The 15,358-nt window shown below is 69.8% G+C and carries 16 protein-coding genes; 15 read left to right on the top strand and 1 reads right to left on the bottom strand.

Annotated features, from left to right (window positions below):
* The first annotated feature begins 1 nt into the window (after window position 1).
* The 12 genes from AC3IF3_RS02375 to AC3IF3_RS02320 all read left to right on the top strand — a co-directional run bounded on the left by AC3IF3_RS02375 (window position 2) and on the right by AC3IF3_RS02320 (window position 11,845).
* Window positions 2-535: a DUF559 domain-containing protein gene (locus AC3IF3_RS02375; RefSeq protein WP_489227098.1), complete on the top strand. Its 534-nt coding sequence runs from the start codon at window positions 2-4 to the stop codon at window positions 533-535.
* A complete protein-coding gene (murB, locus tag AC3IF3_RS02370; RefSeq protein ID WP_489227096.1) occupies window positions 532-1,464 on the top strand; it encodes a UDP-N-acetylmuramate dehydrogenase in 933 nt (310 codons plus the stop codon). Before AC3IF3_RS02375 ends, murB begins: the two co-directional genes overlap by 4 nt.
* A 29-nt stretch (window positions 1,465-1,493) precedes the next feature.
* Complete coding sequence (locus AC3IF3_RS02365) at window positions 1,494-1,727, top strand: AbrB/MazE/SpoVT family DNA-binding domain-containing protein (protein WP_489227094.1); 234 nt, start codon at window positions 1,494-1,496, stop codon at window positions 1,725-1,727.
* Window positions 1,714-2,070 carry a type II toxin-antitoxin system PemK/MazF family toxin gene (locus AC3IF3_RS02360; protein WP_489227092.1) on the top strand — a complete coding sequence of 119 codons (357 nt, stop codon included), beginning with the start codon at window positions 1,714-1,716 and terminating at the stop codon, window positions 2,068-2,070. Before AC3IF3_RS02365 ends, AC3IF3_RS02360 begins: the two co-directional genes overlap by 14 nt.
* Window positions 2,071-2,108: 38 nt before the next feature.
* A complete protein-coding gene (locus tag AC3IF3_RS02355; protein WP_489227090.1) occupies window positions 2,109-3,032 on the top strand; it encodes a D-alanine--D-alanine ligase in 924 nt (307 codons plus the stop codon).
* Window positions 2,999-3,943 (top strand): cell division protein FtsQ/DivIB, encoded by a 945-nt coding sequence (locus AC3IF3_RS02350; RefSeq protein WP_243973563.1) that lies wholly within the window; start codon window positions 2,999-3,001, stop codon window positions 3,941-3,943. Before AC3IF3_RS02355 ends, AC3IF3_RS02350 begins: the two co-directional genes overlap by 34 nt.
* Window positions 3,944-3,995: 52 nt before the next feature.
* Entirely contained in the window at window positions 3,996-5,318 is a 1,323-nt protein-coding gene (gene ftsA / locus AC3IF3_RS02345) for a cell division protein FtsA (protein WP_243973564.1), read from the top strand.
* Window positions 5,319-5,403: 85 nt separating this feature from the next.
* The gene (gene ftsZ / locus AC3IF3_RS02340; protein ID WP_243973565.1) at window positions 5,404-7,146 is read left to right on the top strand and encodes a cell division protein FtsZ; all 1,743 of its coding nucleotides are present in this window, start codon (window positions 5,404-5,406) and stop codon (window positions 7,144-7,146) included.
* 436 nt (window positions 7,147-7,582) lie between these two features.
* Entirely contained in the window at window positions 7,583-8,530 is a 948-nt protein-coding gene (gene lpxC, locus AC3IF3_RS02335; protein ID WP_243973566.1) for a UDP-3-O-acyl-N-acetylglucosamine deacetylase, read from the top strand.
* Between the two features lie 189 nt (window positions 8,531-8,719).
* A complete protein-coding gene (locus tag AC3IF3_RS02330) occupies window positions 8,720-9,601 on the top strand; it encodes an outer membrane protein assembly factor BamD (RefSeq protein WP_243973567.1) in 882 nt (293 codons plus the stop codon).
* Between the two features lie 169 nt (window positions 9,602-9,770).
* Entirely contained in the window at window positions 9,771-11,444 is a 1,674-nt protein-coding gene (gene recN / locus AC3IF3_RS02325; RefSeq protein ID WP_243973568.1) for a DNA repair protein RecN, read from the top strand.
* A 200-nt stretch (window positions 11,445-11,644) separates the two neighbouring features.
* Window positions 11,645-11,845 carry a hypothetical protein gene (locus tag AC3IF3_RS02320; RefSeq protein ID WP_243973569.1) on the top strand — a complete coding sequence of 67 codons (201 nt, stop codon included), beginning with the start codon at window positions 11,645-11,647 and terminating at the stop codon, window positions 11,843-11,845.
* A 23-nt stretch (window positions 11,846-11,868) separates the two neighbouring features.
* Here AC3IF3_RS02320 and AC3IF3_RS02315 read toward each other — a convergent pair whose 3' ends face one another.
* Window positions 11,869-12,114: a hypothetical protein gene (locus AC3IF3_RS02315; protein ID WP_243973570.1), complete on the bottom strand. Its 246-nt coding sequence runs from the start codon at window positions 12,112-12,114 to the stop codon at window positions 11,869-11,871.
* Between the two features lie 230 nt (window positions 12,115-12,344).
* Between AC3IF3_RS02315 and pstS the strand changes: the two genes are divergently transcribed.
* The 3 genes from pstS to pstA all read left to right on the top strand — a co-directional run bounded on the left by pstS (window position 12,345) and on the right by pstA (window position 15,344).
* The gene (gene pstS, locus AC3IF3_RS02310; RefSeq protein WP_489219541.1) at window positions 12,345-13,385 is read left to right on the top strand and encodes a phosphate ABC transporter substrate-binding protein PstS; all 1,041 of its coding nucleotides are present in this window, start codon (window positions 12,345-12,347) and stop codon (window positions 13,383-13,385) included.
* An 85-nt stretch (window positions 13,386-13,470) separates the two neighbouring features.
* Window positions 13,471-14,448, top strand: a complete 978-nt coding sequence (gene pstC, locus AC3IF3_RS02305; RefSeq protein WP_489219540.1) for a phosphate ABC transporter permease subunit PstC — start codon at window positions 13,471-13,473, stop codon at window positions 14,446-14,448.
* An 8-nt stretch (window positions 14,449-14,456) separates the two neighbouring features.
* Window positions 14,457-15,344 (top strand): phosphate ABC transporter permease PstA, encoded by an 888-nt coding sequence (pstA, locus tag AC3IF3_RS02300; protein WP_243973573.1) that lies wholly within the window; start codon window positions 14,457-14,459, stop codon window positions 15,342-15,344.
* Window positions 15,345-15,358: the final 14 nt, after the last annotated feature.

Here is a 15,358-nt window from a genome sequence, read left to right as displayed (position 1 = left end):
GATGCGCGCGGCCGATCCGGAACGGACCCGCTTCCGGCGGGGCCTGCGCGGATCGCAGACGGAGGTGGAACGCCATCTCTGGGATCGCCTGCGCGACCGGCGCCGCGCTGGGTTCAAGTTCGTGCGGCAGGAGGTGATCGGACGTTACGTCGCCGACTTCAGCTGCCGGGAAGCACGGCTGATCGTCGAACGCGATGGCGGCCAACATGCCGGCAGCGAGCACGATCGCGATGCATGGCTGACCGAGCAGGGTCACCGTGTTCTGCGATTTTGGAATACCGCGGTCGTAGACACCATCGTAAGCGTTTTGGACACCATCCTGGCCGCGCTTCCCCCCTCTCCCCGCGCGCGGGGAGAGGGACGCGACGCCCTCGTCGTCGGCGCGGCGAGCCCGAAGGGCGAAGGTGAGGGGGCGGCTCCGGTCGAGATACACCCGGAACCGCCCCCTCACCCTCGGCTGCCGCCTCGCTCCAGCGACGACAAGGTCGCCGGAGCCCTCTCCCCGCAGGCGGGGCGAGGGGAGAAACACCCATGACCGCATCCCTCCACGATCGCATCCGTGCCGCCGCGCCGGACCTCCGCGGGCGCCTGCTCGCGGACCAGCCTCTGGCCGACCTGACCTGGTTCCGGGTCGGCGGCCCGGCCGAGGTGCTGTTCACCCCGGCCGACGAGGAGGATCTCGCCCGGCTCCTCGCCGCCCTCGATCCGGACGTGCCTGTCACGGTGATCGGCCTCGGCTCCAACTTGATCGTCCGCGACGGCGGCGTGCCCGGCGTGGTGATCCGCCTCGGCGGCAGGGCCTTCGGCGGAATCACGATCGACGGCGACCTCCTCGCGGTCGGCACCGCCGTTCCGGACATGCGCCTCGCCAAGGCGGCGGCCGAGGCCGGGCTCGACGGGCTCGCCTTCTATCGCGGCATCCCGGGGTCGATCGGCGGGGCGCTGCGGATGAATGCCGGCGCCCATGGCGGCGAGACCACGGACGTGCTGGTCGAGGCGCGCGGCATCGACCGCCGGGGCGAGCTGTGCACCTTCAGCCACGCCGCGATGGGTTTCTCCTACCGGCATTCGGGGCCCCCAGAGGACGTGATCTTCACCCGCGCGTCGTTCCGGGGCAGACCCGGTGACCGGGGCGCCATCGAGGCCGAAATGGAGCGGGTCACCGCCGCCCGCGAAGCGGCGCAGCCGATCCGCGAACGCACCGGCGGCTCGACCTTCGCCAACCCCGAGGGCGGCAAGGCCTGGCAGCTCATCGACGCCGCCGGCTGCCGCGGCCTGACCCGGGGCGGCGCCCAGGTCAGCCCGATGCACTGCAACTTCCTGATCAACACCGGCGGCGCCACGGCGGCCGATATCGAAGAGCTGGGCGAGGAGGTCCGGCGCCGGGTGCGGGAGACGAGTGGAGTTGAACTGCGCTGGGAGATCCGGCGGATCGGATTGCCGTCACCATCTGTAAGTCGGTAAGATGTAAGCCGAATGCGGGGGTGACGAGCATGCCGGATCGATCCGCGCGGACGGCCTATTCGAAGATCTCCGTCAAGAGCCAGACGGTCCTGCCGGTGGAAGTCCGTGAGCACCTGGCGATCGGGCCGGGGGACCGCCTGCGCTACCGGATTACGCCGGACGGCATTCGGATCGACAAGGCGCCCCTGGACGGCGAGGACCCGTTCGTCGCCTTCACGGAATGGGCCGGCCCGATCGACGATGAAGATTATGCCGACCTCTGAGACGCCGCACCTGCCGGCCGGGGCCGTCGTGGTCGTGTCGTTCCCCTATTCGGACCGCTTGGCGGAGAAGCGGCGGCCCGCCGTAATCGTGTCGGGCGGGGCCGTCGCCGAAGCCGGCTATGTGTGGATCGCGATGATCACGAGTGCCCGCAACACGCGCATCGCCGGCGATGTCCCGATCGACGATACCGCGTCCGCCGGGCTCGGTGTCGCCTCGGTGGTCCGCCCGCTCAAGCTCGCCTGCATCGAACCCGCCCGGATCCTGCGGCGCGTCGGGACGCTGCCGGACGACACGGCCGCGCAGGTCTACGCCACGATTCGAAGCCTGGTCGGCGCGGCATGAGCCGATCGCCCATCCCAAGTCCCGCCCCGGAGCCTACCATGTCCAAGCACGTCGCCGTCCTCCTGGGCGGCACCTCCGCCGAGCGCGCGGTCTCGCTCAGTTCGGGCAAGGCCTGCGCGGACGCGCTGGAAGGCGAAGGCTACCGGGTCACCCGGGTCGATGTCGGGCCCGATATCGCGTCGGTCCTCACGATGCTGCGGCCGGACGTGGCCTTCAACGCGCTCCACGGCCCCGACGGGGAGGACGGCACGATCCAGGGCCTGCTGGAGATCCTCAAGATCCCCTACAGCCATTCCGGCGTCCTCGCCTCGGCCCTCGCCATGAACAAGGAGCGCGCCAAGACCGTGATGCGCGCCGCCGGGGTCGACGTGCCGGAGGGCCGGATCGTTAACCGCTTCGAGGCCGCGAAAAACCACCCCCTGCCGCCACCCTACGTGGTGAAGCCGATCGCGGAGGGGTCCTCCGTCGGTGTGATCATCGTGCGCGACGGCCGCTCGCACCCGCCCCAGATCCTGGCATCGGAGGAATGGCGGTTCGGCGAGCAAGTCCTTGCGGAGCCTTACATACCTGGCCGTGAGCTCACCTGCGGGGTGATGGGCGACCGGCCCCTGGGGGTCATCGAGGTGAAGGCCGCGACGGGGGATTGGTACGACTACGACGCGAAGTACGCCCCGGGGGGCTCGGTCCACGTGCTCCCCGCCGAACTTAAACCAAATGTTTACCAGCGTGTCCAAGAACTGTCGTTAACGGCGCATCAAGCACTGGGCTGCCGGGGCGTCAGCCGTGCCGACCTTCGCTACGACGACACGCCGGGTGGAACCGGCCGGCTCGTGGTGCTGGAGGTCAACACGCAACCCGGCATGACCCAGACGAGCCTTGTGCCGGATATGGCGGCCCATGCGGGCCTGAGTTTCGGTGAGCTCGTCCGATGGATGGTGGAGGACGCTTCCCTGAATCGCTGAGCGGCGGTGACGCCGCCGGCCGGAGCCGTCCCGCGCGTCTCGCCGGGATGGTCCTCGGCCGGCTTCCGTCCCGGTCACTCTCGGTCCGCCGGGCCCGGTCCGGGCAGCGCCTGAGCGAGCGCCTGCCCCGCGGGGCCGGCACGGTCGGCGCTGCGATGACCCTGGCCGCCGTGGCGCTCGCCGGTTTCGTGGCGAGCGGCCGCTACGATGCCTTCGTGGCCGATCAGGGCCGTCCCCTCGACATCGCCGCGCGGCTCGCGGGCTTCGGCGTCGAGCGCGTCACGATCTCGGGCATCTCCCGGATGTACGAGCGCGAGGTGCTGGCCGCCGCCGGCATCGACTGGCGCTCCTCCGTGCCCTTCCTGGATGTCGGCGCGGTGCGCGAGAAGCTGCTGCGCGTGCCGCTCATCGCCCAGGCCTCGGTCCGCAAGATCTATCCGAACGAGATCGCCATCACCCAGGTGGAGCGCGAGCCCGCCGCCCTCTGGCAGAAGAATGGCGAGATCAGCGTGATCGCAGCCGACGGCACGGTCATCGACGCCATGCGCGACGACCGCTACGCCAGCCTGCCCCTGGTGGTCGGCGACGAGGCCAACGCCAGGCTTCCCGAATATCTCGCCCTGATCGCCGCGGCGGGTCCGCTCGCGGATCGGATCAAGGCCGGCACCTACGTCTCCGGCCGCCGCTGGACCCTCAAGCTCGACGGCGTCGACGTGCGCCTGCCCGAGAACGATCCGGCCGCGGCGCTCGCCCGCCTCGTCCGGTACGAGCGTGAGGCCGGGCTTCTGGAAAAGGATATCATCGCGGTCGACCTGCGCATGCCGGATCGCCTCGTGGTGCGCCTGACCGAGGAGGCCGCCGCCGCCCGTGCGGAAGCCCAGAAGGCGAAGAAGAAGGGCGCGGCCAGCTGATGCCCTTCCACGCGATCTCCGCCCGTCCCGCCTTCCGCGTCCGGTAGCGTCAATGCACAGCCAACACGGCCTCACGCCGCGCCTGAAGCCGCTCTCGGCCCGACGCTCGACCACCCTCTCGGTGCTCGACATCGGCACCAGCAAGGTCGTCTGCCTCATCGCCGAGCTGCAGCCGGCCGAGGCGCTGACGACGCTGCGCGGCCGCACACACCTCGCGCGGATCATCGGCATCGGCCATCAGCGCTCGCTCGGGCTGAAGGGCGGCGCCATCGTCGATCTCGCCGCCGCCGAGGGGGCGATCCGCCAGGCGGTGCACGCCGCCGAGCGGATGGCCAAGGTCGAAGTGCAGTCGGTCATCGTCAACATGTCGGGGGGCCGGCTCGCCTCGCAGCATTTCCAGGCGCGGGTCAACGTCCGGTCCGGCACCGTCACCGGCAGCGACGTCGAGCGGGTCCTCGAGACCGCGAGCGCCCACGGGGTCAGCCCGGGCCGCGCGGTCCTCCACGCCCTGCCCACCGGCTACGGGCTGGACGGGCAGGGCGCGGTGATCGACCCGTCGGGCATGATCGGCGAGGCGCTCAGCGTCGATCTCCACGTCGTCACCAGCGAGCTGGCCGCGGCCCGCAACGTCATGCTGGCGGTGGAGCATTGCCATCTCGGCGTCGAGGCGGTGATCGCCACCCCCTACGCGGCCGGCCTCTCGGCGCTGGTCGACGACGAGGCCGAAATGGGTGTCTGCGTCGTCGACATGGGCGGCGGCACCACGAGCGTCGGCGTGTTCTCCGGCGGCCACCTCGTCCACGTGGACGCCGTCGCGGTCGGCGGCCACCATGTCACCATGGACATCGCCCGCGGCCTCTCGACCCGCATGGCGGCGGCCGAGCGGCTGAAGACGCTCTACGGCTCGGCCCTCTCCACCCCCTCCGACGACCGGGACATGATCGCGGTCCACGGCGTCGGCGAGGACGAGGGCGACGCCCCGGCCCACATCCCGCGCTCGCAGCTGGTGCGGATCATCAAGCCGCGGGTCGAGGAGGTGGTCGAGCTGGTGCGCGACCGCCTGCGCGAGGCGGGCTTCGCCGCCCAGGCCGGGCGGCGGGTCGTCCTCACGGGGGGGGCCAGCCAGCTCGTCGGCCTGCCGGAGGTCGCCCGGCGCGTGCTCCAGGGCCAGGTCCGGATCGGCCGGCCCCTGGGGATCCGCGGCCTGCCAGAAGCCGCCAAGGGTCCGGCCTTCTCGGCGGCGGTCGGACTGCTCGTCTACCCGCAGGTGGCCCATGCCGAGCATTTCGAGCCGCGGGGGCATGGCGCCTTCGCGGCGACCGGAACCGACAACTACCTGAACCGGGTCGGCCGTTGGCTCCGGGACAGCTTCTAGTTTCGCGTCCGCCCTCGGGCGGGTCGTAGAGAATCCGGCGCCTCGGCGTCGCACGGAAAGCAGAGTAAGCGAGAGGCTCGACACCATGGCCATTACCCTCCAGGCGCCGGACATCCGGGAACTCAAGCCCCGCATCACGGTCTTCGGCGTCGGCGGCGCCGGCGGCAACGCCGTCAACAACATGATCGAATCGGGCCTCCTGGGCTGCGAATTCGTCGTGGCCAACACCGACGCGCAGGCGCTCACCTCCTCGAAGGCCGAGCGGGTGATCCAGATGGGCCTGGGCGTCACCCAGGGCCTCGGCGCCGGCTCGCACCCGGAGGTCGGCTCGGCGGCCGCCGACGAGGTGATCGACGAGATCCGCGACCAGCTCTCGGGCGCCCACATGTGCTTCATCACCGCCGGCATGGGCGGCGGCACCGGCACCGGCGCGGCCCCGGTCATCGCCCGCGCGGCCCGCGACATGGGCATCCTGACCGTCGGCGTCGTCACGAAGCCGTTCCAGTTCGAGGGCGTGCGCCGCATGCGCACCGCCGAGTCGGGCATCCAGGAGCTGCAGGCCGCAGTCGACACCCTGATCGTGATCCCGAACCAGAACCTGTTCCGGGTCGCCAACGAGAAGACGACCTTCGCGGACGCCTTCGCGATGGCCGACCAGGTGCTCTATTCCGGCGTCGCCTGCATCACCGACCTGATGGTGAAGGAGGGCCTCATCAACCTCGACTTCGCCGACGTGCGGGCGATCATGCGCGGCATGGGCAAGGCCATGATGGGCACCGGCGAGGCCTCGGGCGAGAAGCGCGCCAACCGCGCCGCGGAAGCCGCCATCGCCAACCCGCTCCTCGACGACGTCTCCATGAAGGGCGCCCGCGGCCTGCTGATCTCGATCACCGGCGGCTCGGACCTGACCCTGTACGAGCTCGACGAGGCCGCCACCCGCATCCGCGAGGAGGTCGATCAGGACGCCAACATCATCCTGGGCGCCACCTTCGACGAGAGCCTGGACGGCATCATCCGCGTGTCGGTGGTCGCCACCGGCATCGAGCCGCTGCTGATCTCGGCCAACTCGCCCAACAACCCGGCCATCGCCGAGACCGAGCAGCGTATCGCCGAGGTTGCCGAGCGCCTGCGGGCCGAGGCCCGCGCCCGCGCGTCCTCGCCGGTGCCGAGCATCCGCACCGAGGCGGCCGCCCCGGCGCCGAGCCCCGCTCCGGCCCCCGCGCCGCAGCCGGCTCACGAGATGCGGCCGGAGCCCCACGTCGCCCGCGAGCCCGTCGCTCCCGTGACCCGCGACGACGTGGTGCTCGCCCAGGTTCAGCCCCGGGCCGCGGCCGCCTTCGTCCCGCCGCCCGCGCCGCTCCCGGCCGAACCCGCCCCGCAGTACCAGGCCGGCCCGTTCGTGCCGCCGCGCCCGGCCGCCCCGGGTGCCACGCCGCTCGCCCGCGCCCCGCGGATGCCGCAGATCCACGAGCTGCCGCCGATCGCCCAGAACCAGATCATGGCGAACCGCGCCGCCGAGGATTCGGCCCCGGAATCGAAGCGGACCTCGCTCCTGCGCCGGCTCGCGACGGTGGGTTTCGGCGGTCGCCGCGACGAGGTCGAGGGCGCTGCGCCCGCGGCCAGGAATGCGGCGCCCGCCATGCCGCAGCCGCAGATGGCGCAGCCGCACGTGCCCCCGGCGCCGCGCGCTCCCGTCGCTCCGGCGGTGCCGCAGTACCGCCCGGCCCAGGGCCATCTCGACCCGCAGGGCCGGGTGGCACCCCAGCCCCGGATGATGGACGACGACCAGCTGGAGATTCCCGCCTTCCTCCGCCGTCAGGCGAACTGAAGGTCCGGCAGACTCTGGCGACGCGGAGGGCCGGCGGGCGACCGCCGGCTCTTCGCGTCGCCGCATTTCAACCTGAAGTTCGGCACGGCTGGCCGTTGCCGGCCCTTGAAGTGCCGCGTGCCCTGTCGTGAGGGGATGCGTGGTGCATCCGCGACACAGAACGGCCGCGAGTTAGCCACGCATTAACCAATCTTTAAACCTCTGACGGGACAGCACTTTACGACCGCGAGGCCGCAAGCGTGTCTGTAACAGAGCGTAAGAATCCGTGATTTGGCTGCCCTGTGCAGTGCAGCTATAGAAGCATCGAGACCGACGAGACATGCATCGGGATACAACCTGATCGCGTGGGCAGGGGCATCAAGCAGCGGACGGATCAGTCAGTTTCCTCCATTCCCGGTCGGAATGGCGGACCCTGATCGCGGCCGGGGGCTAAGGAATGCGAACGCTTAAACAGACGACCCTCAAAGGGCCGGCGACTCTCTCGGGCATCGGGGTCCATTCCGGGAACCCCGCCGAGATCACGCTCCGCCCCGCCCCCGCCAATCATGGCGTCGCCTTCCTCCGCACCGGTACCACCCACGGCAACGATCGCCTGATCAAAGCGCATCATGCCCTCGTCTCCGCCACCGAGCTCTGCACCGTCCTCGGACAGGTCGACACCGGCGCGGTGGCCACCGTCGAGCATCTGATGTCCGCCCTCTACGGTCTGGGCGTCGACAACGCCCTGGTCGAGATCGACGGGCCCGAGATGCCGATCCTCGACGGTTCCGCACTCCCCTTCATCCAGGCGATCGACCGGGTCGGGATCGCCACCTGCGACATGCCGCGGCGCTGGCTCAAGATCCTGCGCCACATCCGCATCGAGACCGGCCGCTCCTTCGCGGAACTCCGGCCGATCGACAGGGGCTTCCGCCTCGACGTCGAGATCGATTTCGAGAGCCCGGTGATCGGCCGCTCGCGCAAGGCGATGGACCTGTCGCCCGCCGTGTACCGCCGCGAGATCGCCGGCGCCCGTACCTTCGGGATGATGCGGGACGTGGAGCGCTACTGGAAGGCGGGCTTCGCCCTGGGCGCCTCGCTGGAGAACACCGTGGCGGTCGGCGAGACCGCGGTGGTCAACCCCGAGGGGCTGCGCTTCCCGGACGAGTTCGTCCGGCACAAGATTCTCGACGCGATCGGCGACCTCGCTCTGGCCGGTCTGCCGATCCAGGGGGCCTACCGCTCCTATTGTGGCGGCCACCGGATGAATGTCGGCGTGCTCTCCGCCCTCTTCTCCGACCGGGCGAACTACGCCATCGTGGAGGCGCAGGGCTCGCGGCGCGAGACCGTTCTCTCGGAACTCGGCGTCGGCCTCGGCATCGCCGCCTTCGCCGGCGATCTCTGAAACGTCTCTGTGGCCTGCGGGACACAGCCGGCCAAGGATCCTCGCCGCCTCAGCCTTGCCGCTTTCGTGCCCGAATCGAACGGCACGGTTTAACGGTCCGTGAACGGCGGCCGAGACCCGAACGGGTCGAGTCCACCCACGCGATGGCATGACGGCGCAGGATGGCGCCAGTTCGGGAAAGAGCGCCAGATGCCTGTCACCATTCGTCATCGCCGGGCGGCGGCCTTCGCGGCCCCCCTCGTGGCCATCCTCGGCCTGGGCCTCGGCGGCTGCGACTTCGACCCGACCAACCTCTTCTCCGAGAAGTACAAGCCCGAGGTCGTCCCCGACGTCCCGGCCGACAAGCTCTACAGTGACGGCTTGGCCAAGCTCGAGGACAGCGACTACGAGGGCGCGGTCAAGAAGTTCGACAGCCTCGACAAGCAGTACCAGTATTCGGAATGGTCCCGGAAGGCGCTGCTGATGACGGCCTACGCCAATTACGAGGGCCAGAAGTACGACGACGCGATCAGCGCCTCGAAGCGCTACCTGCAGCGGCACCCGGCCAGCAAGGACGCGGCCTACGCGCAGTACTTGATGGCGATGTCGAACTACAAGCAGATCCCGGACGTGACCCGCGACCAGGAGCGCTCCGAGAAGGCGCTCGCCTCCCTGCAGGAGCTGGTCCAGAAGTATCCGACCTCCGAATACGCCACCGACGCCAAGGCGAAGATCCAGATCACCCGCGACCAGCTCGCCGGTAAGGAGATGGAAGTCGGACGCTTCTACCTGGAGCGGCGCAACTTCCCGGCGGCGATCAACCGCTTCCGCGACGTGGTGTCCAAGTATCAGACCACCCGCCATGCCGAGGAGGCGCTGGAGCGCCTGACCGAGGCCTACTGGGCGCTCGGCATCACCCAGGAGGCGCAGAACGCCGCCGCGGTGCTCGGGCACAACTTCCCGGAAAGCCCCTGGTACAAGGACGCGCACGCGCTCCTGGCCCAGAACGGCGTGGAGCCCCGCGAGGAGAAGTCGTCCTTCCTCTCGAAGATCTACCGCACGGTCACGGGCAAGACCGCCTCGGCCGAGTGAGGGGCCGGCCCCCGATCGGGCCGTTCTCGATATGTCAGGGCCCGGAGCCTCCGCTCCGGGCCCTTGCCGTTCTTGGGCACCGGGCGACCGGGCGGCCGCATTTTTGGGGTGAATCGGCGCCCCGTCGGGCTTATGTCTGCGATCCCGCCCTGAGGAACAGTCTCGCCGCATGCTGGCGCAGCTCGCGATCCGCGACATCGTCCTGATCGATCGACTCGAACTCAATTTCCGCTCGGGCCTCAGCGTCCTGACCGGGGAGACAGGCGCGGGCAAATCGATCCTGCTCGATGCCTTCGCCCTGGCGCTCGGCGGCCGCGGCGACGGCCGCCTCGTCCGGCACGGGGAAGCGCAGGGCGTGGTCACGGCGGTATTCGACCTGCCCCTCGGCCATCCGGCGCGCCGGATCGCCGCCGAGGCCGAGATCGACACCGAGGGCGACCTGATCCTGCGGCGGTCCCAGATGGCGGACGGCCGCACCCGCGCCTTCGTCAACGATCAGCCGGTGGGCGTCCAGGTCCTGCGGGCGATCGGCGCGGCTCTCGTGGAGATCCACGGGCAGCACGACGACCGGGCGCTGGCCGATCCGGCCACGCACCGGGCGATCCTCGACGCCTTCGGGGGCCTTCAGGGCCCGCTCGCCAAGGTGGCGACGGCCTCCCGGGCGGTGCGCTCGGCCCGCGCCGCGCTCGCCGAGCACCGCGCGCGCATCGAGGCGGCCCGCAAGGAGGCCGAGTTCCTGCGCCACGCCGTGGAGGAACTGGCCGCGCTCGCGCCACTCCCGGGGGAGGAAGCCCAGCTCGCCGAGCGCCGCAGCATCATGCAGCAATCGGAGAAGGTGGCGCGCGAGCTCAACGAGGCGCTCGAGGCCGTGGGCGGCCCCCATTCGGGCGTACCCCACATCTCGGCCGCCCTGCGCAAGCTCGAACGCCGCGCCGCGCAGCTCCCGGCCCTCGTGGATCCCTGCGTCAACACCCTGGACGCCGCGCTGGTCGCCCTCGACGAGGCCCGCGCCGTGCTCGACGCGGCGGTGGCGGAGACCGAGTTCGACCCCCGCGATCTGGAACGGGTGGAGGAACGCCTGTTCGCCCTGCGGGCCGCCGCCCGCAAATACGACGTCCCGGCCGACGATCTCGCCGCCCTAGCCGAGCGCTACGCCGGCGACGTGGCGGCGATCGATGCCGGCGAGGCGGCGCTGACCGGCCTGGAACAGGCGCTCGCCGGGGCGGAGACCGGCTACGCGGAGGCGGCCGAGAAGCTCAGCGCCGGCCGCCGCCGCGCGGCCAAGCAGCTCGACGCCGCCGTGAAGGCCGAGCTGCCGCCCCTGAAGCTGGAGCGTGCCCGTTTCATCACCGAGATCGCCACCGACCCGGAGTCACGCGATCCGGCCGGCACAGACCGCGTCGAGTTCTGGGCGCAGACCAATCCCGGGACCAAGCCGGGCCCGATGATGAAGGTCGCCTCGGGGGGCGAGTTGTCGCGGTTCATGCTGGCGCTCAAGGTGGTGCTGGCCGACAAGGGCTCGGCCCCGACACTGATCTTCGATGAGATCGATACCGGCGTCGGGGGTGCGGTGGCCGACGCCATCGGCCTGCGCCTTGCCCGGCTGGCGACCACCGTGCAGGTCGTCGCCGTCACCCACGCCCCGCAGGTAGCCGCGCGCGCCGACACGCATTTCCTGATCGCCAAGGCGCCGGTGAAGGGCGCCGGCCGCGTCGCCACCCGTGTGGAGAGCTTGCCCGTCGCCGAGCGCCGGGAGGAGATCGCCCGGATGCTGGCCGGCGCCACAATAACCGACGAGGCCCGCGCGGCCGCGGCGCGGTTGCTCCAGGGTGCCGACGGTTGAGACTGCGTCCCGCGCGGCGGCCTTCGTAGCGCGGGAAGCGGTCGGATAATGGTCGAGGGTCCGAGGTTCGCGCCAAGGTCTGTCGTGACAGGTAAGCTTAACCGTTGGTTGAGAGTAACGGTTCGTTAACCATTCCGGCTGACACTTAACAAATCCCGGCGCCGCAGCGGGTTTGGGCGGTCGATGGGCGGGAGGTAAACATGAAGCTGTCAGTCGTCGAGCCCGATGCGCTCCCGTGCGCGGGACAGCCGCTCAAACAGGCGATCGATACGCGCCAACTCGGCCTGTCCCTGCGCACAGTCTACGAGGGCAGCGTCGATACGCAACCGATCACCGACACCCACGTGGAGCTGCTGCTGCGCCTGCGCCAGAAGGAGCGGGAGCTGCGCCGGGCGAGCTGACGCGGAACTCCGCAGCCCCGACGCTACCAGCGGCGCGCTCCGGGCGTCCGGCGATACTCGGCGGCCCGAATCAAGGTCAGCACGCGATCGAGATTGACCAGCAGGTCCGCCTCGTCGCGCCGTGCCGCGGCGGCGGCCTCCGGATCGGTGCTGAACTTCTGGCGCGCCTGCGCGAGGGTGAGGGCGCGCTCCACGGCTTCGCGCTCGGCATGCAGGGCAAGCCAGCCCGGATCGGCCTCACTCGCTGAATCGGCCCGTTCGCCCGCCACCAATGCAACGTCCTTCCGATGCCATTCCCGGTGAGGAACGCGCGAGACCCATGAACCGTGCCGCCGGAACTGCGGCGCGATGTCATGCCGGTGTCATCTCCCTGTCGTAACCGCGCCCCATCGGGCGGCCGGCGCTAAGTCTCATCGTAGACGGCCGCAAGGCTCTGCCGCGGGCATGAGCATGCCGGCGGGGCAGCGCAGGCTCTCGCCCGACGGCAACGGAGATACCATTGAGACCCTTCGCTTACGCGCTCGCCGTCGGCCTCGCGACGGTTCAACTGGCGTCCGCTGCGCTCGCCGCCGACATCACCGGTGCCGGCGCCACATTTCCATTCCCGGTCTATTCGAAGTGGGCCGAGGCCTACCGCAAGGATTCCGGATCGGGCCTGAACTATCAGTCGATCGGGTCCGGCGGCGGGATCAAGCAGATCCAGGCCAAGACGGTCGATTTCGGCGCCACCGACGCGCCCCTGAAGGGCGAGCAGCTCGCCAAGGACGGTCTCGTCCAGTTCCCGACGGTAATGGGCGGCGTCGTTCCGGTCGTGAACATCGCGGGCGTCGAGCCCGGCAAGCTCAAGCTCACCGGCGAGATCCTGGCCGACATCTACGCCGGCAAGATCTCCAAATGGACCGATCCGCGGATCGCCAAGCTCAATGACGGTCTGAAGCTGCCCGAGACCAACATCACCCCGGTCTACCGCTCCGATGCCTCGGGCACGACCAACATCTTCACCACCTATCTGGCCCAGGCCTCGGAATCCTGGAAGAAGGATTACGGTGCGGCCACGACGATCTCCTGGCCGGTGGGTCAGGGCGGCAAGGGCAACGAGGGCGTGACCGCCACCGTGAAGCAGGTGCCGAATTCGATCGGCTACGTCGAATCCGCCTACGCCAAGCAGAACAAGCTTGCCTACGCCCTGCTGCAGAACAAGTCCGGCAAGTTCCCGCAGCCGGACGACAAGGCGTTCCAGGCCGCCGCCGCCAGCGCCGACTGGAAGTCGGCCCCGGGCTTCGGCATCTCGCTCACCAACCAGGCGGGCGACGACGCGTGGCCGATCACCGCCGCGACCTTCATCCTGATCCACAAGGATCCGGCTGATCCGACCAAGGCCGCCGCCGTGCTCAAGTTCTTCGACTGGGCCTACAAGAACGGCGACAAGCTCGCCTCCGATCTCGACTATGTTCCTCTGCCCGACAACGTCGTGGCACTGATCCACGACGAGTGGAAAAACGTGAAGGACAAGGACGGGAAGCCCGTCTTCAACATGTGAGCGTGGCGGGGAGGAGGTTTCGGCCTCCTCCCTCGCTTCTGGGATCGCACCGCGTTACCACGCCACCCTTCGCAGAGAATCGCGGATGCCCGCCTTGACTGAAACGATTGTCCTCGCCCGAACCCGAGCGACCGCCGCGCGGAAGGGGCCGAGCAAGAATCTCGACACCCTGTTCCGGGCCAGTGCCTACGGGGCGGCGCTCCTGGTGCTGATCGTCCTCGCCGGCATCCTCAGCGCCATCATCTACGGCGGCCTTCCCGCCTTCCACCAGTTCGGCCTCGGTTTCCTGACCTCGAGCGCCTGGAACGTCGGCACCGAACAGTACGGCGCGCTGGTGGCCGTCACCGGGACGCTGATCTCGGCGCTCCTGGCCCTCGCCATCGGCGTCCCGATCTCCCTCGGCATCGCGATCTACCTGACGCAGCTCTGCCCGAACTGGGCACGCAAGCCCGTCGCCATGACGATCGAGCTCCTCGCCGCGGTGCCGAGCATCATCTACGGCATGTGGGGCCTGTTCATCTTCGCCCCGCTCTTCGCGCAGTTCGTCGAGATCCCGGTTTCCAACATCGTCGAGGGCCTGCCGATCATCGGGACCGTGCTGTACGCTCGGATCCCGTCAGGCGTCGGCGTGCTCACGGCGGGCATCATCCTGGCGATCATGATCGTGCCGTTCGTGGCCTCCATCGCCCGCGACATGATCGACCAGATCCCCACGATCATGCGGGAGAGCGCCTACGGGGTCGGTTGCACCACCTGGGAGGTGGTGCGCTTCGTGCTGATCCGGCACGCCTCGGTGTCGATCATCGGCGCGATCATGCTCGGCCTCGGCCGTGCGCTCGGCGAGACGATGGCGGTCACCTTCGTGGTCGGCAACGCCAACAGGCTCTCGGCCTCGATCTTCGATCCCGGCTCGACCATCGCGTCCCGGATCGCCAACGAGTTCAACGAGGCGGACGGCATGCAGCTCAACGCCCTGATGGCCCTCGGCTGCATTCTCTTCGTCATCACCTTCATCGTTCTGGTCGCCGCGCGCATCCTGACGCGGCGCGTGCGGGTCGGTTGAGGAGCCCCATGGACGCGACCAACACCCTTGCGGCGCCTCCGCTCGCGCAGAGCCGCGTCCGTCCCGGCCGGCGCCGGGCCGACGCGGTGCTCCGCGGCTTCTGCGCCCTCGCCACGCTCCTCGGCGTCATCGTGCTGGGTTCGATCCTGCTGATGCTGATCGTCCAGGGTGTGCGCGGGTTCACGTCGACCCTGCTGACCCAGCCGACGCCGGGACCCGGCAGCGAGGGCGGCGGCATCGCCAACGCGGTCCTCGGCAGCCTCGTGCTCACCACCATCGGCATCGTCATCGCGACCCCGGTCGGCGTGATGGCCGGAACCTTCCTGGCAGAATACGGCCGGACCTCGAAACTGTCCTTCGTGATCCGCTTCCTTAACGACATCCTGCTCTCGGCCCCGTCGATCCTGATCGGCCTGTTCATCTACACGCTGATGGTGCGACCGATGGGCAGCTATTCGGGCTGGGCCGGCGGCGTCGCCCTCGCCATCATCGCCACGCCCGTGATCGTGCGCACCACCGAGGACATGCTGAGCCTGGTCCCCGGCACCCTGCGGGAAGCGGGCGTGGCCCTGGGGGCGCCGCCCTCCACGGTGATCATGAAGGTGACCTGGCGGGCGGCCTCGGCCGGCATCGTCACCGGCATCATCCTGGCTCTGGCCCGCATCGCGGGCGAGACAGCCCCGCTCCTGTTCACGGCCCTCAACAACAACAGCTGGTTCAATGCCGACCTGATGGGCGGCATCCCGAACCTGCCCGTGATGATCTACCAATTCGCGCTCTCGCCGTATCCCAACTGGCAGCAGCTCGCCTGGGCCGGGGCACTCCTGATCACCATGACCATCCTCGCCCTCTCGGTCATCGCCCGCGTGGTGATCAAGCCGCAGCGTGCCCGCTGAAGCGCAAGCCCGAA

Source organism: Methylobacterium sp. J-118, from assembly GCF_057836565.1.
Note: the sequence above shows the minus strand (reverse complement) of the source record. Positions and strands in the feature narration are given on the sequence as shown.